The sequence below is a fragment of the Nocardia sp. NPDC051052 genome (genome assembly GCF_044456045.1).
In the GTDB taxonomy this organism is placed as follows: domain Bacteria; phylum Actinomycetota; class Actinomycetes; order Mycobacteriales; family Mycobacteriaceae; genus Nocardia.
On the sequence record NZ_JBITFL010000001.1, the window covers coordinates 776951 to 796616 of the forward strand.

Annotated in this window: 16 protein-coding genes and 2 pseudogenes; 9 read left to right on the forward strand and 9 right to left on the reverse strand. The window is 67.3% G+C overall.

Annotated features, from left to right (window positions below):
• Positions 1-53: 53 nt before the first annotated feature.
• Both ACIBCN_RS03455 and ACIBCN_RS03460 read right to left on the reverse strand, forming a co-directional pair.
• Positions 54-1253: a sensor histidine kinase gene (locus tag ACIBCN_RS03455; protein WP_396989854.1), complete on the reverse strand. Its 1200-nt coding sequence runs from the start codon at positions 1251-1253 to the stop codon at positions 54-56.
• Positions 1254-1350: 97 nt separating this feature from the next.
• Positions 1351-1800 carry a hypothetical protein gene (locus tag ACIBCN_RS03460; RefSeq protein ID WP_396989855.1) on the reverse strand — a complete coding sequence of 150 codons (450 nt, stop codon included), beginning with the start codon at positions 1798-1800 and terminating at the stop codon, positions 1351-1353.
• Positions 1801-1925: 125 nt separating this feature from the next.
• Here ACIBCN_RS03460 and ACIBCN_RS03465 point away from each other — a divergent pair, with 125 nt between their 5' ends.
• Together ACIBCN_RS03465 and dnaE are read left to right on the forward strand one after the other, a co-directional pair.
• Positions 1926-2318 carry a DUF3052 domain-containing protein gene (locus ACIBCN_RS03465; protein WP_396989856.1) on the forward strand — a complete coding sequence of 131 codons (393 nt, stop codon included), beginning with the start codon at positions 1926-1928 and terminating at the stop codon, positions 2316-2318.
• Between the two features lie 258 nt (positions 2319-2576).
• On the forward strand, positions 2577-6125 hold the full coding sequence (gene dnaE / locus ACIBCN_RS03470; RefSeq protein ID WP_396989857.1) for a DNA polymerase III subunit alpha: 3549 nt from the start codon (positions 2577-2579) through the stop codon (positions 6123-6125).
• A gap of 331 nt (positions 6126-6456) precedes the next feature.
• Here dnaE and ACIBCN_RS03475 read toward each other — a convergent pair whose 3' ends face one another.
• Both ACIBCN_RS03475 and ACIBCN_RS03480 read right to left on the reverse strand, forming a co-directional pair.
• Positions 6457-7635 (reverse strand): Cmx/CmrA family chloramphenicol efflux MFS transporter, encoded by a 1179-nt coding sequence (locus ACIBCN_RS03475; RefSeq protein WP_396989858.1) that lies wholly within the window; start codon positions 7633-7635, stop codon positions 6457-6459.
• A gap of 85 nt (positions 7636-7720) precedes the next feature.
• Entirely contained in the window at positions 7721-8293 is a 573-nt protein-coding gene (locus tag ACIBCN_RS03480; RefSeq protein ID WP_396989859.1) for a TetR/AcrR family transcriptional regulator, read from the reverse strand.
• Positions 8294-8405: 112 nt separating this feature from the next.
• Here ACIBCN_RS03480 and ACIBCN_RS03485 point away from each other — a divergent pair, with 112 nt between their 5' ends.
• Positions 8406-8723, forward strand: a complete 318-nt coding sequence (locus ACIBCN_RS03485; RefSeq protein ID WP_396989860.1) for a hypothetical protein — start codon at positions 8406-8408, stop codon at positions 8721-8723.
• The gene (locus tag ACIBCN_RS03490) at positions 8720-9043 is read left to right on the forward strand and encodes a type II toxin-antitoxin system PemK/MazF family toxin (protein WP_396989861.1); all 324 of its coding nucleotides are present in this window, start codon (positions 8720-8722) and stop codon (positions 9041-9043) included. Before ACIBCN_RS03485 ends, ACIBCN_RS03490 begins: the two co-directional genes overlap by 4 nt.
• Positions 9044-9330: 287 nt before the next feature.
• Here the strand turns inward: ACIBCN_RS03490 and ACIBCN_RS03495 are convergent, their stop codons facing one another.
• Entirely contained in the window at positions 9331-9948 is a 618-nt protein-coding gene (locus ACIBCN_RS03495) for a class I SAM-dependent methyltransferase (RefSeq protein ID WP_396989862.1), read from the reverse strand.
• A 160-nt stretch (positions 9949-10108) separates the two neighbouring features.
• Between ACIBCN_RS03495 and ACIBCN_RS03500 the strand changes: the two are divergent.
• Both ACIBCN_RS03500 and ACIBCN_RS03505 read left to right on the forward strand, forming a co-directional pair.
• A pseudogene (locus tag ACIBCN_RS03500) lies at positions 10109-10270 on the forward strand (PT domain-containing protein); the annotation flags it as partial.
• Positions 10201-10593: pseudogene (locus ACIBCN_RS03505) on the forward strand (PT domain-containing protein); the annotation flags it as partial. The pseudogenes ACIBCN_RS03500 and ACIBCN_RS03505, both read left to right, overlap by 70 nt.
• Here ACIBCN_RS03505 and ACIBCN_RS03510 read toward each other — a convergent pair.
• Positions 10510-11364 carry a hypothetical protein gene (locus ACIBCN_RS03510; RefSeq protein ID WP_396989863.1) on the reverse strand — a complete coding sequence of 285 codons (855 nt, stop codon included), beginning with the start codon at positions 11362-11364 and terminating at the stop codon, positions 10510-10512. The pseudogene ACIBCN_RS03505 and the gene ACIBCN_RS03510 sit on opposite strands and share 84 nt — an antisense overlap.
• A 185-nt stretch (positions 11365-11549) precedes the next feature.
• On the opposite strand from ACIBCN_RS03510, the gene treZ reads away from it, so the two are divergent.
• A complete protein-coding gene (treZ, locus tag ACIBCN_RS03515; RefSeq protein ID WP_396989864.1) occupies positions 11550-13274 on the forward strand; it encodes a malto-oligosyltrehalose trehalohydrolase in 1725 nt (574 codons plus the stop codon).
• Between the two features lie 115 nt (positions 13275-13389).
• Positions 13390-14637: a serine hydrolase domain-containing protein gene (locus tag ACIBCN_RS03520; RefSeq protein ID WP_396989865.1), complete on the forward strand. Its 1248-nt coding sequence runs from the start codon at positions 13390-13392 to the stop codon at positions 14635-14637.
• A gap of 1 nt (position 14638) precedes the next feature.
• Here the strand turns inward: ACIBCN_RS03520 and ilvA are convergent, their stop codons facing one another.
• Positions 14639-15994 (reverse strand): threonine ammonia-lyase IlvA, encoded by a 1356-nt coding sequence (ilvA, locus tag ACIBCN_RS03525; protein ID WP_396989866.1) that lies wholly within the window; start codon positions 15992-15994, stop codon positions 14639-14641.
• Positions 15995-16097: 103 nt separating this feature from the next.
• Positions 16098-16535: a nitroreductase family deazaflavin-dependent oxidoreductase gene (locus ACIBCN_RS03530; protein ID WP_396989867.1), complete on the reverse strand. Its 438-nt coding sequence runs from the start codon at positions 16533-16535 to the stop codon at positions 16098-16100.
• Positions 16536-16623: 88 nt separating this feature from the next.
• On the opposite strand from ACIBCN_RS03530, the gene ACIBCN_RS03535 reads away from it, so the two are divergent.
• A complete protein-coding gene (locus tag ACIBCN_RS03535; RefSeq protein ID WP_396989868.1) occupies positions 16624-16851 on the forward strand; it encodes a hypothetical protein in 228 nt (75 codons plus the stop codon).
• Here the strand turns inward: ACIBCN_RS03535 and ACIBCN_RS03540 are convergent.
• Entirely contained in the window at positions 16848-19535 is a 2688-nt protein-coding gene (locus ACIBCN_RS03540; protein ID WP_396989869.1) for an ATP-binding protein, read from the reverse strand. The two genes, ACIBCN_RS03535 and ACIBCN_RS03540, sit on opposite strands and share 4 nt — an antisense overlap.
• Between the last annotated feature and the right edge of the window lie 131 nt (positions 19536-19666).

Consider the following 19666-nt stretch of genomic DNA (forward strand, 5'->3'; position numbering starts at 1 on the left):
GCTCCATCGTAAACAGTCAATCCTCGAGTTCGCCCGCGCTCGTCCGACTCGATTCACGCCTGGATGCCCGCGCGGAACTTGGGGACGCGCAGGGAGACCTTGGTGCCCGCGCCGGGGGCGGTTTCCACGATGAGGCCGTAGTCGTTGCCGAAGGCGGCGCGCAGGCGGTCGTCGACGTTGGCCAGGCCGACGTGCGCCGATTCGCCGGAACCTGCTGGGCCGCTGCCGGTTTCGATGGCGTCGAGGGCGCCGGAGCGGAGCAGTTCGGGATCCATGCCGACGCCGTCGTCTTCGACACTGATCAGGCAGTCGGTGCCCGCGTCGGTGGCGGTGATGTGCACGGTGCCGCCACGGGTGGCGCCGGCCAGGCCGTGCCGGACCGCGTTTTCCACCAGCGGCTGCAGCGCGAGGAAGGGCAGGACCACGCCGAGCACCTCCGGCGCGATCTGCAGGCGCACGTCGAGCGCGTCGCCGAAGCGGGCGCGTTCCAGGGCGAGATAACGCTCGATATTGCGCAATTCGTCGGCCAGCACGGTGAATTCGCCCGCGGCGCGGAACGAGTAGCGGGTGAAGTCGGCGAATTCGAGGATCAGTTCGCGGGCTCGGTCCGGGTCGGTGCGCACGAACGAGGCGATGGTGTTGAGCGCGTTGTAAATGAAGTGCGGACTGATCTGGGCCCGCAACGCCCGCACCTCAGCGCGGTCGAGCCGGGCCCGCGAGGCGTCCAGTTCGGCCAGTTCGAGCTGGCCGCAGGCATACCTGGCGACCTCCGCCACCGCCCCGAGCCAGCCCGGCCCCGGCTGCCCGGTGGTGACCACACCGATCGCCCCGGCCACCCCGGTGCTGTCGATCAGCAGCGGCTGCGCGATGAGGGTGCGTCCCGCGTGCTCGCCACTGCCCGGCCCGGACACGAGCACCGGCCGTTCACCGGCGACGGCGCGCTTGGCCGCCTCGGTGAAGTGTTCGGCGAGTTCGGCATGCGGCCCGTCCCAGGCGAGCAGCGTGCCATCCGGGTCGGCGACGCCGAGCGCCTCGGCCCCGGTGAGCACCCGCAGATGCGGCGCGGACTCCTGCGCCGACTGCGCGGTGAGCCCGCGCCGCAACGGGATAGCCGCCAGCGACGCGGTATGCAGCGCCGAATGCACCGCCCGCTCGGCGGGCGTGGTCACCACCCGGCGCGTCCGCGGCCAGATGGCCAGTGCCCCGGCGATCAGCGTCGCCGAGACGAGGAGCGCGACAACGGTCGTCGTCATCGGGGTCCCGGAAACCGTGGCGGTGCGTTCATGCGCCGATTATCGCGTCCGCCGCGCGGGTGGTGGCGGTTTCGCGGTCCTGACCGGTGTAGTCCGGCTAGCCCTGGTAGGGGTCGACCCGGAATTCCACTGAGCCGGGCTCGGGGATGTGCGCCGCGCCGACGGTCATGGTGGCGGTGAACCGGCCGATGCCGGGGTGGAACAGGGCGGAGTAGCCGCTGTTGCCCCAATATCCGGGCCCGTTCGCGGTCACCGTGAAGTCGCCGGTCTCACCGGTTTCGACATTGCGCCAGTTCAGCGTGAGCGACAGGTGGCAGCTGCCCGCGCCGAACATCGTGGTCGCCACGCTGAACGCCGCGTGTTCCGGATAGGCGTTGCTCGTCACCGCGGAGCTGACCTGAGCGACACAGAGGCCATCGGTGAGCGAGTAGAAACTGTCGAACTGGTCGACGATCTGGGCGGCGGCGGGCGCCGACGTGGCGACCATGGCGGCCACGGCGACGGCGGGTACGGCAGGAATCGCGAAAAGTGCTCTGAGCGAATTCATCAACACCTCGACAGGTTTGGGATCACTCGTATCCCCTCGACTATGCCCCTTCCGCGGGCTGATATCCCCGATTCGATGCCCTCGATTTCAGGGGCAGGCGGTCATCGCGGATCTACAGTCGAGCCATGACAGCCGGTTACTCCGGAACGCCGTTGGCCAAGAAGCTCGGCATCAAGCCCGGTCACCGGGTCGTGCTGCGGCACCGGCCGCCGGGCTGGCAGATCCCCGATCTCCCGGCCGATGTCGAGATCGCCGGCGCCGGAACCCCCGATGTAGTCCTCGCCTTCTATCGCACACATGCCGACCTGGCCGACGAAGCGCCGGACCTGGCGGCGCGGCTGCCGAGGGGCAGCGGGTTGTGGATCGCCTGGCCACGCAAGGCGGGCGGACACGTCAGCGACATCGCCGAGAACGATCTGCGGGAGCTGCTGCTGCCGATCGGCGTCGTGGACGTGAAGGTCGCCGCGCTCGACAATGATTGGTCCGGTTTGAAATTCGTCTGGCGCAAGCAAACCTGACCGTGTGTGTCGCTGCCGACTGCTGCGGCCTGCGCGAGTACGCCAGAGTAGGGTCAACCGGTCCGCGCTAGACGTCACTCGCGGAAATCAGACAGCTCCAGGGCGACTCGCCAGACGCGCCGGTGATCTTCGACACCGACACGCCGGGCCCTCCTGGGACGTCGCGTTGCGCGCCGCGCGCCTCGGAAAAAATGTCATACCGACGTGCCTAGAATCGCTAGGCCAACCCCCGTCGAGACCTTGGGAGGAAGGACCGTCTTGGCCGCCTCGTCCGGATCGTTCGTTCACCTGCACAACCACACCGAGTACTCCATGCTCGACGGTGCGGCCAAAATATCGCCTCTGTTCGCGGAGGCGAATCGGCTGGGAATGAACGCGGTGGGGATGACCGACCACGGCAATATGTACGGCGCCTCCGAGTTCTACAACTCGGCGAAGAAGGCCGGTATCAAGCCGATCATCGGCATCGAGGCCTACATCGCGCCCGCCTCCCGGTTCGACACCAAGCGCATCCAGTGGGGCGATCCGAGCCAGAAGGGCGACGACGTCTCCGGCTCCGGCGCCTACACGCACATGACCATGGTCGCGGAGAACGCGACCGGGCTGCGCAACCTGTTCAAGCTGTCCTCGCTGGCGTCGCTGGAAGGTCAGCTCGGCAAGTGGGCGCGGATGGACGAGGAGATCATCGCCCAGTACGCCGAGGGCATCATCGCGACCACCGGCTGCCCGTCGGGCGAGGTGCAGACGCGGTTGCGCCTCGGCCACGACCGCGAGGCACTGGAGGCGGCGGCCAAGTGGCAGGAGATCTTCGGGAAGGACAACTTCTTCCTGGAGATCATGGACCACGGCCTGTCCATCGAACGCCGGGTCCGAGAGGGACTCATCGACATCGGTCAGAAGCTCGGCATCCCGCCGATCGCGACCAACGACTGCCACTACGTCACCAAGGACCAGTCGACCAACCACGAAGCGCTGCTGTGTATTCAGACCGGCAAGACGCTCAGCGACCCCACCCGGTTCAAGTTCGACGGTGACGGCTACTACCTGAAGTCCGCCGAGGAGATGCGCGCCCTGTGGGACGCGGAAGTCCCCGGCGCCTGCGACAACACCGTGCTCATCGGCGAGCGCGTGCAGCCCTACGACGACGTGTGGGCCTTCAAGGACCGCATGCCGGTGTTCCCGGTGCCCGAGGGCGACGACCAGAATTCGTTCCTGCGCAAGGAAGTCGACCGCGGGCTCGCCCGCCGTTTCCCGGACGGTGTGCCCGAGGAGTACTACACCCGCGCCTACTTCGAGCTCGACGTCATCAAGCAGAAAGGCTTTCCCGCCTACTTCCTCGTCGTCGGCGACCTCGTCTCGCACGCGAAAGAGGTCGGCATCCGGGTCGGCCCCGGCCGTGGTTCGGCGGCCGGTTCGCTGGTCGCCTACTCGCTCGGCATCACCAACATCGACCCGATCCCGCACGGCCTGCTGTTCGAACGGTTCCTGAACCCGGAACGCCCGTCCGCGCCCGATATCGATATCGACTTCGACGATCGCCGCCGCGGTGAAATGGTCCGCTACGCCACCGAGAAGTGGGGCAGCGACCGGGTGGCCCAGGTGATCACCTTCGGCACCATCAAGACCAAGGCCGCGATCAAGGACTCGGCGCGCGTGCTGTTCGGTCAGCCCGGTTTCGCCATCGCCGACCAGATCTCGAAGGCGCTGCCGCCGCCGATCATGGCCAAGGACATCTCGGTGGCCGGCATCACCGACCCGGACCACGAGCGGTACAAGGAAGCTGCCGAGGTCCGCGAGCTCATCGGCAACAACCCGGATGTCGCGAAGATCTACGAGACCGCCCGCGGCCTAGAGGGCCTGATCCGCAACGCGGGCGTGCACGCCTGCGCGGTGATCATGTCGTCCGAGCCGCTCACCGACACCATCCCCGTCTGGAAGCGGGCCCAGGACGGCGCCATCATCACCGGCTGGGACTACCCGTCCTGTGAGGCCATCGGCCTGCTGAAGATGGACTTCCTCGGGCTGCGCAACCTGACCGTCATCGGTGACGCGATGGAGAACATCAAGGCCAACCGCGGCGTCGACCTGGACCTGGACACGCTGCCGCTCGACGACCCGGCCACCTACGAATTGCTGTCCCGCGGCGACACTCTCGGCGTGTTCCAGCTCGACGGTGGTCCCATGCGCGACCTGCTGCGCCGCATGCAGCCGACCGGCTTCAACGACATCGTCGCGGTGCTCGCGCTGTACCGGCCGGGCCCGATGGGCATGAACGCGCACAACGACTACGCCGACCGCAAGAACAACCGGCAGCCGATCTCGCCGATCCATCCGGAGCTCGAGGAACCGCTCAAGGACATCCTCTCGGAGACCTACGGCCTGATCGTCTACCAAGAGCAGATCATGTTCATCGCGCAGAAGGTCGCCTCCTACTCGATGGGTAAGGCCGACGCGCTGCGTAAGGCCATGGGTAAGAAGAAGCTCGAGGTGCTGGAGGCCGAGTACAAGGGCTTCCACGCGGGTATGACCGCCAACGGATTCTCCGAGGCCGCAGTGAAGGCCCTGTGGGACACCATCCTTCCGTTCGCCGGGTACGCGTTCAACAAGTCGCACGCCGCGGGCTACGGCCTCGTCTCATTCTGGACCGCCTACCTCAAGGCCAACTATCCGGGCGAATACATGGCCGGGTTGCTCACCTCCGTCGGTGACGACAAAGACAAGGCCGCGGTCTACCTGTCGGACTGCCGCCGCCTCGGCATCACCGTGCTGCCGCCGGACGTCAACGAATCCGAGCTGAACTTCGCCTCGGTCGGCAAGGACATCCGGTTCGGCTTGGGCGCGGTGCGCAACGTCGGCGCCAACGTGGTGTCCTCGATCATCGCGGCGCGCAAGGAGAAGTCGAAGTTCACCGACTTCTCCGACTATCTGAACAAGATCGACGCGGTCGCCTGCACCAAGAAGGTCACCGAATCCCTCATCAAGGCTGGCGGATTCGACTCGCTGGGGCACCCACGCAAGGGCCTGCTGCTGATCCACTCCGACGCCATCGACGCGGTGATGTCCACCAAGAAGGCCGAGGCGATCGGGCAGTTCGACCTGTTCGGTGGGGTGGACGCGGACGAGTCGGTGTCCTCGGTGTTCAACGTGAAGGTGCCCGACGACGAGTGGGAGTCCAAGCACAAGCTGGCGCTCGAGCGCGAGATGCTCGGCCTGTACGTGTCCGGGCATCCGCTCAACGGCGTCGAGCATGTCCTTGCGGCGCAATCGGATACGCATATTCCGGCGATCCTCGAAGGTGACATCAAGGACGGCACCCAGGTAACCGTCGGCGGCATCCTCGCCTCGGTGAACCGGCGGATCAACAAGAACGGCCTCGCGTGGGCGTCGGCGCAGCTGGAAGACCTGGCCGGTGGCATCGAGGTGCTGTTCTTCCCGCAGGCCTACTCGGTATACGGGATGGACGTGGTCGAGGACGCGGTGGTGCTGGTGAAGGCGCGCGTTTCGGTACGCGACGACCGAATCTCGTTGATCGCCAACGATCTCGCCGTACCCGACCTGTCCTCCATCGGTGTCGCGAAACCACTGGCGGTAGTCATGTCCACCCGCATGTGCACCCCCGACAAGATCGACGAGTTCAAGCGCATCCTCTCCCGCCACCCCGGCACCGCTGACGTGCACATCCGTCACGTAGGGGCCCGCGAGAAGACAACGCTACTGAAACTCGATGACAGCCTGCGGGTTACCCCGTCGTCGGCGCTGATGGGCGACCTGAAGGCACTACTCGGCCCCGGCTGCCTGGCAGTCTGACAACCGTCCCAACGGAAGCGCCAGCCTCCGAGCGACGTGAGCAGCGATCCGTGCCATGCGGATCGGCGTCGTCACCGAAACCCGCACCCTCACTAGGGTTCCGCACTCGCTATGAGGCCCTATTCCTAATGCGGATCCTAAGTGAGGGTGCGGATTCGGCTCAGCAAGTACCGGGCTTTGCCGGGGACCCCGTGCCGTAGTCGGCGTTGTCGAAATCCGCACTCTGTCTCGGGATCCGCACTCGCTCTGGGCCCTATTCCGAGTACGGATCCCGAGTGTGGGTGCGGATTTGGCTCAGCGGAGGGGGCTGTTGCTGGCGGGTCCGGTGTGGTCAGTGGATTAGTTCGGGTTGCTTGTTGGGGGAGGGGGTGTGGGGGTTCAGGAGTTGGTCCCAGGTGATTGCGGCTAGGGCGGTGGTGCCGAGGGTGGCGCCGATCCAGGCGACCGAGGCGTAGCCGAGGCCCGCGCCGATGGCTAGGCCGCCGAGCCAAGGGCCGAGGGTGATGCCGACGTTGAAGGAGGACACGTTGAAGGCGGGGGCGAGGGTTGGGCCGTTGGGGGCGAGGTTGAAGACTCGGCTGTTGAGGGTGGGATTGGTGCCGAAGCCGAAGGCGCCGAGCAGGAAGGTGAGGGCGACGACGGGGGCGGGGTGTTCGGCGGTGAGGGCGAGCAGGATCGAGGTGATGATCAGGCCGGTGATGCCGACGTACAGCGTGCGGATCGGGTGGGCGTCGGCGGTGCGGCCGCCGATGACGATGCCGAGGAAGCTGCCGATGCCGTACACCACCAGCACGATCGGGATCCAGCCGTCGGTGAGGCCGGTCGTCTGTGACAACAGCGCGCCGAGGTAGGCGAAGGTGACCATCAGTGCGGACGTGGCCAGCGCGGTGGTGCTGTAGGACAGCCACAGCCGGGGATTGACCATGCTGCGCAGTTCTTTTCGTAGGTCCGGCTGGATTTCCGCGCGACCGGCCGGGATCTTGGCGAGCACGCCGATCATGGCCAGCGCCGACATGATCGCGACCGTCCAGAACGCCGCGCGCCAGCCGAGGTGCTGGCCGATCACGGTGCCAGCGGGCAGCCCGATGACGGTGGCGATGGTGAGGCCACCCGCGACGATGCTCATCGCCTTGCCGCGGGCGTTCGCCGGTACCAGGCCGATGGCGGTGGTTGCCGCGACCGACCAGAATCCGGCGTACACGAAGGCGCCCACCGCCCTGGTCGCGAACAGCACCCAGTAGTCCGAGGTCAGCGCGCCGACAATGTGGGCGGCGACGAACACCGCGAGGAACGCGAGCAGCGCGTTGCGCCGTGGCAGCCGCAGCGTCGTGACGGCGAGTATCGGCGCGCCGATCAGCATGCCGAGTGCGAACGCCGAAATCAGCAGGCCCGCTTGCGGAATGGTGACACCGAGGTCGGTGGACAGCTCGGTGAGCAGGCCGGAGAGCATCATCTCCGAGGTGCCCTGGGCGAAGATGGACAAGCCCAGGATGTAGACGGCGAACGGCATCGGATACCTCTCCTGTTTTGGATCATTCAGTTCAAAATTGGCGCATGAAAAAGTTGATGTCTCGTAATGTCTTGGGGGGACTGGGTCAGAGGGCGTTCAGTGCGGTCGCGGCGATGGCTTCCAGCGCGTCGCGGCCGGCACCGCCGCGGGCGGCCACGCGCATCCCGGCGATGGTGGCGTTGACGAAGTGCGCCAGCTCGCGGGCATCCTTGTCTTCAGCTATTTCCCCTGCGCGCCTGCCACTTTCGAGCACCTCGGTCAATGCGGCCAGCCGCAGCTCCTGATCTTTCCGCAACGCCGCCGCCACGTCCGGATCGCGCGGCGCGAGCTCGATCATCGAATTGACGACCAGGCAGCCGAGCGGATCATCCTCCGGCGCCTCCACGACCTGCTGCAGCAGCGCCCGCATCTTCGCCCTCGGCGACTCGTCACCGTCCAGCATCGCGAAAGTGGCCGCGTTCTTCGTCGCCATGTACTTGCCCAACGCCCGCTCGAACAGCTCATGCTTGCTCGTAAAGGTGTTGTAGATGCTGCTGCGGCCCAGTCCGGTCGCATCGCACAGGTCTTGGGTGGATGTCGCCTCGTAGCCCGCGGTCCAGAACGCCCGCATCGCGGCATCCACGGCCCGCTCCTCGTCGAACTGCCTCGGTCGTGCCATGCGCACGAGGTTAACACAGTTTTGAACTGATCATTTCAATATGTATGGTGCGAAGCGGTGCATCGCAAAGTGATGCTAGATTGCGCATCGATACCGATGTAGACTCTGATGCATGACCAGACGAACCACGCTGACGCTGACCGAGCGGGAGGAACGCACGTTAGCGACGCTCGGTGACCGAAAGGGAGCTGAGTGGGTGCTGTTCGAATCCATCGCCGCCCACCTCGGTTACTCCCTCACCCCCGATGCGTCCGAGGCGACCGTGATCCGAGTGCTGATGTCGATCGGCGCGCAGGTGCTGATCGATCAAGCGCTGGACGACGGCTATGCGAAGCTCGCCGAGATTTGGCCGGAGATCCACGACGAAGAGGAAGCTCAGGAGCGGCTCCGTAGGTATGCCGACGAAGTCGATCGGGTGATGCCCGGATGACACTCGTTGCTCCGACCCGTGGCCAGATCTACCGCGCTGACATCGGCCACGGCGCCAAACCCTGGTTGATCGTTTCGAACAACCGCAGAAACCGGCAGTTACCCAGCCTGCTGGCGGTGCGTATTACGACGACGGACAAGTATGTCGACTTGCCGACCGTGATCCCGTTGTCGTCTGACGATCCGCTTGTCGGCTATATCGTTGCCGACGATCTGCAGCAATTGCACCGAGGCGAGCTCAAAGCGCACCTAGGTACGGTAGGCCCGGCCACGATCATGGCGATCAACTCAGCGTTGAAGCTGGTGCTCGCCATTCCGTGACCCGCAGGATGCGTCTCAACCGCAGGCGGTGGATGTGGGTTGAACTCGGCGGCTGTCAGCTGAGTAGCGCCTCGGAGGACAACCGCCGCAGGGATTCTGCACGATGGCCGTCGTCCGCGGGCAACGATCGGGATCTCGCAGGATTGGCGGCGATGTTCCGCAGGGTGCCTCGACTTCGAAGTGTCGTAATCGAGGTGCTTGGCGGCTGTCGGGCTGTCTGCCGATGGAGCAGCTCGGACGGCAGCCTCCGAGGGATCGCGCGGTGAGCGGGATGAGGAGTGCTGCGGCTAGAGGGAGACTGCGACGCCGAGGGATTGGGCGGCGAGGAAACGGGGGGCGTCTTCGCCGTAGAAGATGTCGATGTCTTGGATTTCGAAACCCGCAGTGGTCAGTAAACCGCGGATGTCTCGGTTCAGGTTGCAGCCGCCTGCGAACGCTTTTTGTATCGGGTTCAGGCGGTTTTGCCACACCTGGACCTTGTGATCCGGGGCGAGGCCGTGCTCGACGAAATGCAGGGTGGCGCCGGGATTGAGCACGCGGCGGAGTTCGGCGAGCGCGGTCGCGACGTTCGGGATGGTGCAGAGAGTCCAGGTGGATACCGCGGAATCAAAAGTGTTGTCCGCGAAGGGAAGTGACTGCCCATCCAATCCGGCCCGCTCGATCGGCACCTTCGACGCGGCAACCCGCTCGCTCGCCAGCTTCCACCCGAGATCGGCAGGCTCGACCGCGCTGACCGTGTCCACGGTCCCCGGATAGAAGGGCACATTCAATCCCGATCCGAACCCGATCTCCACGACCTGCCCACGCAACCCGGAACACACCCGCTCCCGCAGCGGCTCATTGAACCGCATCCCACACGCGACGTCGACGATCCGCGGCACAACTCGATCTCCATAAAAGCCCACGCGCCCACTCTCCCAGGACCGACCCCACCGCGCCACCGCACAGCTGCTTACTCATCGAGCCTGCCGCGCCACGGCCGGGCTCGTTGTTCGCGGGGTTCTTTGAGCGACCGTTCGACCGGTCGTTCAGCGAGCCCGGCGTGTCAATCCACCACTCGGCGGCTTGTTTATCGAGTCTGCCGCGCCACCGCCGGACTGGTTGTTCGCGGGGTTCGTTGCGCGACCAGCCGACCTGCCGAGTAGCCGACCTACCGACCTACCGACCTACCGACCTACCGACCTACCGACCTACCGACCTACCGACCTACCGACCTACCGACCTACCGACCTACCGAGCAGCCGAGCAGCCGAGCAGCCGTTCGAGTCTGCCGTGTCATCGTTCGGCTGGCCGCCCAGCGGGTGCGGGTGTCTCGATCCCGATCATCGGACGGTGTTGGCGTAGACCCCGGCGTGTGTGTCGCGGGTTGTTCGCGATCCGCCGCGGCGTGCCTCTGGCTGATCGGGCAGTCGAATCCGAAACGGCGGTCCCGTCACCGCAATCGTTCGCCATTCGGGTCACATCGACTACACCCCACTGCAGGATGCCGGGGGTGCGTCGGGTGCCTTCTCGGCGACGGCCCGCATGGTCGGCCCGAGTACCGGTCGTAACCGGGACCAGGGGATCTCCACGCAGGGGTAGCCGTACACATAGAGGCCGGTATCGATGTAGATCTGGACGCCGGTCGGGGTGGGGACCCAGTTCGCGAAGTTCTTTTCTGTCGGCTGCAACGCGGTGGTGATGGCGGGGTTGTCGGCTATTTGCGGATGGATTTGCTTCGTTGCCTCGGTGGCGGCCGCGGCCAGTTCGGTGATCCCGGCCTGGCGGTCGGTGAACAGGTCGCCGATCAAGACGGGTGCGGCCGCGCGGCTGTCGGTGGTGATGGTGGCGAGGATTTTGAACGGATGCGCCTCACCCTGGTAGCTGATCAGGCCGGACAGCACTTCGCTGATGGTGCTGTCGGTGGAGAGGATCCGGCCGGCGGATCGGACGGAGTGTGGGCGCGAGTCGCCGCTGCGGTTGGTGGTGTCCACCTGCTCCTGGATGAACGTCCGCACACCGCGATTGAAAACCTCGGCCACTCGCGGATCGCCGCCGGACAACTCCAGCGATGCCGCAACGCCGGAGGTGCCGACACCGTTGGGCACCTCCACCTTTCGCACCGTGTAGGTCGCCCCGGCCGACTGGACGCCTGCCGGATCCGTGGGTTCGGCTCCGGCAGGCGTCGTTGTCGAAGCAGCGCCGGTCGTTGTCACCGCGACAGTCGAGCGCTGCTGTGTGGTGCTGTTGTCGTTCGCACCATCGGCGCCACATCCGCTGAGCGCCACGGCCAGCGACAGCCCCAGCACCGCTCGCGACACCATCGTCGATTGCTTGGTCACCGACCGCACCGTAAGACCTCCTCATTGCGGTATCGAGCGCCGACACCATGGCGGGCCAGGATCATCGATCAGAAGCTAGCAGTCGACTGTAATGACCAACAGACGTCATCGCTGGATGCGCGCAATCGCCTCCTGAGCGGTCGGGTTGCGCGGCGCCGGGCCAGGCTGCGTGGAATGCTGGCGGGGTGACCTTGTTCGAGGTGTGGGCGCCGCGGGTGGAGCAGGTGCGAGTGGATGTGGCGGGTGTCGTCCACCCGATGGGGCGAGGCGGGGGCGGCTGGTGGCAGGCGGAGGTGGCTGCTGACGATGGGGCTCGGTACGGGTTTTTGCTGGACGACGATCCGGCGGTGCTGCCGGACCCGCGCTCGGCTCGGCAACCGGACGGCGTGCACGGGCGGTCGGCGGTGCACACCCTCGATCGGTCGGTGTGGACGGACTCGGGGTGGACCGGGCGGCCGTTGGCCGGCGCGGTGTTCTACGAGATGCACGTGGGGACCTTCACCCCGGACGGCACCTTCGATTCGGCGATCGAGCGGCTCGATTATCTGGTCGATCTCGGGGTCACCGTCGTCGAGTTGATGCCGGTGAACGCGTTCGACGGCGCACACAACTGGGGTTACGACGGTGTGCTCTGGTACGCGGTGCATGAACCTTACGGCGGCCCGGATGGGTTGCAACGGTTCGTGGATGCCTGCCATGCGCGGGGGTTGGCGGTAGCGCTGGACGTTGTCTACAACCATCTCGGGCCCTCCGGGAACTATCTGCCGCGCTTCGGTCCCTATCTCACCGAAGGTCGCAATACCTGGGGGCAGAGCCTGAATCTGGATGGGCCCGATTCGGATGAGGTGCGGGGGTTCATCATCGGCAACGCGTTGCGGTGGTTGCGGGACTTCCATATCGACGCGCTGCGACTGGACGCGGTGCACGCGTTGGTCGATCGGACCGCGAACCATGTGCTCGCCGAACTCGCCACCGAGACAGCGCGTCTCGCGGCGCACGTGCGCAGGCCGCTCACGCTGATCGCGGAAAGCGACCTCAACGACCCGAAGCTGATCACGCCGCGCGCCGCCGGTGGTTACGGGTTGACCGGGCAGTGGAACGACGACCTGCATCACGCGATCCACACCGCGGTCTCCGGCGAACGGCAGGGCTACTACGCCGATTTCGGCTCACTGCGCTGCCTGGCCCACACGTTGACGCACGGATTCTTCCACGCCGCAACGTTTTCCAGCTTCCGTGGCCGCACTCACGGCCGCCCGATCGACACCGCGGTGATCCCGGGCAGCGCCTTGCTCGCCTACACCTGCAACCACGATCAGATCGGCAACCGCGCCATCGGCGACCGCCCGAGCGACTACCTCAACGACGGCCAACTGGCGATCAAAGCGGCGTTGGTGCTGTGCTCGCCGTACACGCCGATGCTGTTCATGGGGGAGGAGTGGGGCGCGCGCACCCCGTTCCTGTTCTTCACCTCGCACACCGACCCGGTGATCGGCGCCGCCACCGCGACCGGCCGCAAGGCCGAATTCGCCGAGCATGGTTGGAGTTCCGACGAGGTTCCCGATCCGCAGGACCCGTCGACGTTCCTGCGTTCGAAGCTGAACTGGACCGCGCTCGAAGAATCCCGCCACATCCGGCTACTTTCCTGCTATCGAAGGTTGCTCGCTCTGCGCCGCGAACGGCCGGAACTCACCGACCCGTGGCTGACGCACGTCTCGGTCGACTACGACGAAAACGCGCGCTGGATCGTGGTGCGTCGCGGCACGCTGAAGTTGGTGTGCAACCTGTCCGAAGACCAGGTCACCGTGCCGGTCACCGGTTTTTCGCTGCTCTCGTGGGAGCCGCCGACCGAAGGCCCGACGGCGACAACGATTCCCGCGCACTCGTTCGCGATCCTCGCGGACCGGTAACGGGCCCGGCGAACAGCCGACATCCCGTCCGAATCCGGTTGCGGGAAAGTCACGATAAAACACTGTCCGAGACAGATCCATTGCCGCGTGTGACCGCCGCTATTACCGTAGAAAGATGAGCAACGTCGCTTCCGGGGATCTAGCGCCGATCCCGACCGGGATGGGTGGCAGCGCCACCGCCGAATTCGCCCCACTGGTACGCGCTTTCGCCAGGACCTTCGGACACCGCCGCGGCGCGGGTGGCGCGCTGGCGGTGCACCTGCACGGCGAGCCGCTGCTCGACATCTGGACCGGATCCGCCGGCGCCAGCCCGTGGACCCAGGACACCGGGTCGATCATCTTCTCCGCGACGAAGGGCGTCACCGCCACCGTCATCCACCGGCTCGCCGACCGGGGACTGCTCGACTACACCGCGCCGATGGCCGAGTACTGGCCGGAATTCGGCGCCAACGGCAAGGCCAAAATCACCGTGCGCCAAGCGATGACGCACAGTGCGGGCCTGTCCGCGCTCGGTCCGCTCGCCATCGGCCTCGATGATGTGCTGGACCACGAGCTGATGGAGCAGCGGCTGGCCGCCGCGAAACCCGATCGCCTGCTTGGCGTTCCGGCCTATCACGCGCTCACCTTCGGCTGGCTGATGGCCGGACTTGCCCGCGCGATCACCGGTCACAGCATGGGTGAGTTGTTCCGCTCGGAGGTCGCCGACCCGCTCGGCATCGACGGCATCCACCTGGGCGCACCGCCGCCGGACGCGCCGACCAGCTACGCGCCACTGGCCGGATCCCAGCTCAGCTTGATCGGAAAGCCCGTCAGCGCAATGATATTGGGCCGCAGCCATCGAATCCCCGGCGCCTTGGGCGCGGCCACCCGCTGCCTGTTCCTGCCCGGTCTGGAATCCATCCTGACCGGGGAACAACCGCCGATTCTGCGCACCGAGCTCGGCGCGGGCAACGGCGTGTGCACCGCGCCCGCGCTCGCGACCATGTACGGCGCACTCGCCAACGACGGTGTGACGGCTGGCCGTCAGTACCTCAGCCCGCGAACCATCAAGGCGATCAGGCGAATTCAGACGTACCGCCTCGACCACGCCCTGTTCTATACGCCCATGCTCTGGCGGCTCGGCTACCACTCGCTGCCGATGCCGGGTGCCCGCGCCGGGTTCGGCCACATCGGTCTCGGCGGTTCCTTCGGCTGGGCCGAACCGCGCCTTGGTCTTTCGGTCGGCTTCGTGCACAACCGGCTGTCCGCAGGCCAACTGTCCTACGACATGTCGGCGGCCTTCTGGATGCTGCCGATGCTGCTGAACTGCCTGCGCGCCACCCGGCGCATCCCCATGGAGGAGACGCGCGAGGCGGCGGCTTAGCTCAGGTCAGATAGCGGTACGCGGGCGAGCCCGGTTCCAGCCGCTCGCACTGAATCGGCGACTCGGCCATCCGTTCCAGCAAGGCGCCCAGCCCATCCGGAGCGCCGAGCTCGATACCGACCAGCGCCGAACCGGTTTCGCGGTTGTTGCGCTTGACGTATTCGAACATGGTGATGTCGTCGTCCGGCCCGAGCACCTCGTCCAGGAAGCGCCGCAGCGCGCCCGGCTCCTGCGGAAAGTCCACCAGGAAATAGTGTTTCAGGCCGCGATGCACCAGCGAACGTTCGATGATCTCGCCGTAGCGCGACACATCGTTGTTGCCGCCGGAGACCAGGCACACCACCGTCGATCCCGGCTCCACCGCGAGCTCGCTGAGCGCGGTGACGGCCAGCGCGCCCGCGGGTTCGGCGATGATGCCCTCGTTCTGGTACAGGTCGAGCATGGTCGTGCAGATCGCGCCCTCGTCGACCTGCATCATCCGGAAAGAGCTTGTGCCGCTTGGCGACTCGGTGGTGGTCAGTAACGGCAGCGAGGCATGCGAGACCACGCGGCCGCCGAACCCGGCGATCGCCGCGAACGGTACCGCGCCGATCCGGCGCACCGCGGCACCGTCCACGAACGGGTCGATCTCCGGCAGCGTCACCGGCCCGCCCGCGACCAGCGCCGCGGTCATCGAGGCCGCGCCCGCCGGTTCCACGCCGAGGATCGAGGTGTGCGGCGACCGGTCCCGCAGGTAGGTGCCGACACCGGCCAGGCAGCCGCCGCCGCCCACCGGTACCACGACCAGGTCGGGCGAGGTGCCGAGTTGCTCCAGGATTTCCGGCGCGATGGTGCCCTGCCCGGCCGCGGTGCGCACGTCGTCGAACGGCGGCACCATGGTCGCGCCGGTGCGCTCGACATCGTCGACGGCGGCCGACGCGGCGGCATCGTAGGTTTCGCCGACCGCGATCAGCTGCACGAACTCACCGCCGTGCACCCGGATCCGGTCGCGCTTCTGCTTGGGGGTGGTGGTCGGTACGTAGATGCGGCACTTGATGCCCATCGCGTGGCAGGCGAACGCCACACCCTGCGCGTGGTTGCCCGCGCTGGCCGCGACGACACCGGCGGCGCGTTCGCTCTCGGTCAGCTGCATCACCAGGTTGTAGGCGCCGCGCAGCTTGTAGGAGCGGACCGCGGAAAGGTCCTCGCGCTTGAGGTAGACGTTCGCTCCGGTGAGCCGCGAGAGCCGCTCGCTGCGCTGCAGCGGAGTCGGCTCGATAATGTCGGCAATTCGCTTGGCGGCAGCGTCGATCTCGTCCGCGCTCAGCGCGGGACGGGACGTGGACCGTGCGTCGATGACATCAAGCGGATTGGACACCGGAAATATGCTGCCACCCGCCGCGTCGGGCTGCTGCGGCGGGTGGCGGTGGTGGGCGGAATCAGCCGCCTTCACGTCGGATGATCCGACGCGCGGCGTGTCCTCAGTCTCGCGGAGTCAGCACGAAGAGCGGGATGGTGCGATCCGTCTTCTTGGTGTACTCGATGTAGTCCGGCCAGACCTCGATGGCCCGGTCCCACCACAGCTGGCGCTCGTCGTCGAAGACCTCGCGCGCGGTGTAGTCCTTGTTCACGGTGCCGTCGCGCAGTTCGACGTGCGGTTCGGCCTTCATGTTGTAGTACCAGACGGGGTTCTTCGGCGCGCCGCCCAACGAGGCGACCACCGCGTATTCACCGTTGTGCTCCACCCGCATCAGCGGGATCTTGCGCAGCTTGCCGGACTTCGCACCTTTGGTGGTGAGCAGGATGACCGGCTTGCCCTCGTGCGTGGTGCCCTCGGTGCCGCCCGAGTTCTCATAGGTTTCGACCTGGTCGCGGGCCATGGGGTACGGGCTCGGTTCGTATTCTCCTGTCAGTGGCATAACTGCGAAAACGTGGCAGGAGCCGACTGTGTTCCCGGCAACACGAAGTTCGGTAGCCCGAACTTCGTAGTCCGTATATCCTCACTAGATGGCAGTTGTTCACCCGTCGGCCCGCTCCGCGACAGTTGAGATCGCGGGGAGCGCGTGGCCGGTATACAAGCTCGAGGCGCTGGCCGCCGCGCTGGTGACCTGCCTGATCCTTGCGCTGATCATCGGTTCGCCGCAGGTGGCGGTGCTGATCGCCGCCGCGGTCGGTGCGGGCCGCTGGGTGGTCGGGCTCGCCGTCGCGCGTCGCTCGGCCGACCGAACCGGCTAGTTCGCGTCGAGCGGAAGATCCGCGAGTTCACCTCGCGAGAGCACGCCCAGCTTCGGATACGCCTTGTACAGGTGATGGCCGACCGTGCGCGGACTGAGGAACAACTGCGCGGCGATGTCCCGATTGGACATGCCCTGCGCGGCCAATCGCACGATCTGTAGTTCCTGCGGCGTCAGCGCGGCCAGCACACCGTGCGCGGGCCGGGCCGCCGTGCCGACGCCGAGTGCGCCGAGTTCGGTACGCGTCCGCTCTGCCCATGGGACAGCATCGAGGCGCTCGAAGGTTTCCAGCGCGGGTTGCAGTTGGGTTCGCGCATCGGCTTTGCGGCGAGTGCGACGCAACCATTCGCCGTACAGCAGTTGGGTTCGGGCGTGCTCGAACGGTCGGCCGCCGAGCCGCAACGCCGCGAGGTAATGCTGCTCGGCATTCGCGTCGTCGATCAAGGCCCGGCAGCGATAGGTCAGCGCTTCGATCCAGTCCTGGCGCGCGACCGTTGCCCACTCGGTCAGCCGGTCCAACCCGTCGCCAACGCGAGCCGGGTCACCGAGCCGGACCGCCGCCTCGATCAGTTCGGGCAGGGCACGCCGGCCGGCCACGTGATGACGCGCGGGCTCGACCGTCAGCAATTCCAGCCTGGCCAACGCCCCGTCGACCTTGCCGAGTCCTAGCTCCAGCAGGCCGAGCGCGAGGTGCGTCCAGGGCGCACCGGGCGCGCTACTTCCGCCGAACTCCTCGGCGAGTGCCCGGTCGACCAGTTCCCGGCATTCAGCCGCCCGACCCTCCAGCGCGGCCAGATATGCCAGGTAGGCCGACAGCTGGCTGATCCACTGCCCGTGCCCGAGGTCGGTCGCGATCCGCAACCCTTCGGTCGCGGCGATCCGGCCCTCACCCGGCCTGCCGAGGAAGGCCTCGGCTTCGGCGCGAAAGAACAGCAGCGTCGGCAGTAGGGCGATCCGGCCCTGCTCGCGGCATTCGGCGACGAGCTCGCCCGCCAACTCGCTGACGTGGTCGTCCTGCCCGACCACCAGACCCATCCCGCACAGCTGCACCAGATCGCGCGGACTGTCCGCGCCCGCTTCCCGTGCCGAGGCGGCGGCCACCCGCAGGTCGACGGTGAACCGGCCATTGATCGCCGCGACCAGGTACCGCGCGATGGACGACAGCGGTTCGCTGTCCGGCAGCGCGAGCGCCGTCAGTGCCTCGGTCACTTCCGCCAGTTCCGGCTCGCCGAGATACCAGGCCGTGTGCAACGCCTGAGCGAGGATGCGGGCCGCCCGCGGTGGCTCGGACGCGCGCACCACCGCGGCGGCACCCAGCAACAGCCGATGCGCCGAAAGTGGCTTGCCCGCACCGAATTCCGCGACACCGCGGACGAGATCGAGACGCGCGAGCACCAGTCGATCGGTCGTCTGCGCCGCCGCGCGTTCGGCCAGCTGCCGCGCCAGGTCGGGCAGGCCGGTTTCGCCGGCGGTCTCGGCGGCGAGCACCAGCCTGCGCACCCGATCCGCCGGGACGGTACTCAATCCGGCCGCGCGCTCATAGGCCGCGACGGCACCGTGGTAGCCGCTGCGCTCGCGCGCCCGATCCGCGGTGTGTTCGAGTGCCGCCGCGGTGTTTTCCTCCGGTCCGGTCGCCGCCGAGGCCAGGTGCCAGGCCCGCAGGTCGGCGTCCTCGGCCGCGGTGAGCGCCTCGGCGAGCGCGCGATGCGCGGCGAGGCGCTGGGTCAGCGGCGCGCCCTGGTAGACCGCCGAGCGCAGCAGCGGATGACGGAAGGTCAGCGTCCGGCCGTCGCTGTGCACGAGTCCGGCGTCTTCGGCGGGCGCGAGGTCGGCCAGTTGCGCGTCGAGTGCGGCGCCCGCGCGCAGCACCGTGGCGAGCTCGGCGTTGCTCGCGGCGGCCGCGACGAGCAGCAACAGCCGCGTGCGCGCGGGCAGCCTGCTCACCTGACCGTGGAAGGCGACCTGCAGCCGCTGCGTCAGCGGCAGCGGATTCGGGCCCGCGCCAGGCGATTCCGCCGCGAGCACGGCGGGCAGCTCACGCAATGCCAGCGGATTGCCGCCCGCCTCGCTGAGCAGCCGATAGCGCAGCACCGGCGACAGGTCGGGGTCGCGGCTGTCCACCAGGGCGGCGGCCGCCTCGGGTGCCAGCCCCGGCACGATCAGCTCGGGCAGGCCGGGCGCGGGGAAAACCGCCGCGCCCTGGCGGGTCGCGAAGATCATCACCACGCCTTCCGCGTCGAGCCTGCGCGCCGCGAACAGCAGGGCCTCCGCGGTCGCGCGATCGAGCCAGTGCGCGTCATCGATCAGGCAGAGCAGCGGACCGTCGGTCGCCTCCTCGGCCAGCAGCGACAGCACCGCGAGCCCGATCAGCATCCGATCGCCCGGATCCTGCTGTGCCAGACCGAAAGCCCCGCGCAACGCGGCGCGCTGCCGGTCCGGGAGCGTGTCCAGCAGCGCGATGCCGGGGCGAACCAGCAGATGCAGTCCGGCGAAGGGCAATTCGGCCTCGGATTCGATGCCCGCGCTGCGCACCGTCGGAAGGCCTTGGGCGGCTGCGTAATCCAGCAGCGCCGTCTTGCCGATGCCGGGTTCGCCGCGCACCACCAGCGCGCTGCTCCGGCCCTCCCGTGCCGCCGCGAGAAGCCGATCGATCTGTGCTTGTTCGGCTTGTCGTCCCTGGAGCATCTCCACACCGTAGCGGTCTGCTGGACGGGCGATCAGTCGTCCGCCCCGGCAGTGGTCGGCGCCCGTTTTTGCCGTGTCGTACGCCGACGATATAGCGATCGGCTACTAAGGTCTGGGCTATGGGGTCGAAT

Coding starts and splice junctions, on each gene's coding strand:
- ACIBCN_RS03455 (WP_396989854.1), bottom strand. CDS start 1,253: ATGACGACGACCGTTGTCGCGCTCCTCGTCTCGGCGACGCTGATCGCC.
- ACIBCN_RS03460 (WP_396989855.1), bottom strand. CDS start 1,800: ATGAATTCGCTCAGAGCACTTTTCGCGATTCCTGCCGTACCCGCCGTC.
- ACIBCN_RS03465 (WP_396989856.1), top strand. CDS start 1,926: ATGACAGCCGGTTACTCCGGAACGCCGTTGGCCAAGAAGCTCGGCATC.
- ACIBCN_RS03475 (WP_396989858.1), bottom strand. CDS start 7,635: ATGCCGTTCGCCGTCTACATCCTGGGCTTGTCCATCTTCGCCCAGGGC.
- ACIBCN_RS03480 (WP_396989859.1), bottom strand. CDS start 8,293: ATGGCACGACCGAGGCAGTTCGACGAGGAGCGGGCCGTGGATGCCGCG.
- ACIBCN_RS03485 (WP_396989860.1), top strand. CDS start 8,406: ATGACCAGACGAACCACGCTGACGCTGACCGAGCGGGAGGAACGCACG.
- ACIBCN_RS03490 (WP_396989861.1), top strand. CDS start 8,720: ATGACACTCGTTGCTCCGACCCGTGGCCAGATCTACCGCGCTGACATC.
- ACIBCN_RS03520 (WP_396989865.1), top strand. CDS start 13,390: ATGAGCAACGTCGCTTCCGGGGATCTAGCGCCGATCCCGACCGGGATG.
- ACIBCN_RS03530 (WP_396989867.1), bottom strand. CDS start 16,535: ATGCCACTGACAGGAGAATACGAACCGAGCCCGTACCCCATGGCCCGC.
- ACIBCN_RS03535 (WP_396989868.1), top strand. CDS start 16,624: ATGGCAGTTGTTCACCCGTCGGCCCGCTCCGCGACAGTTGAGATCGCG.
- ACIBCN_RS03540 (WP_396989869.1), bottom strand. CDS start 19,535: ATGCTCCAGGGACGACAAGCCGAACAAGCACAGATCGATCGGCTTCTC.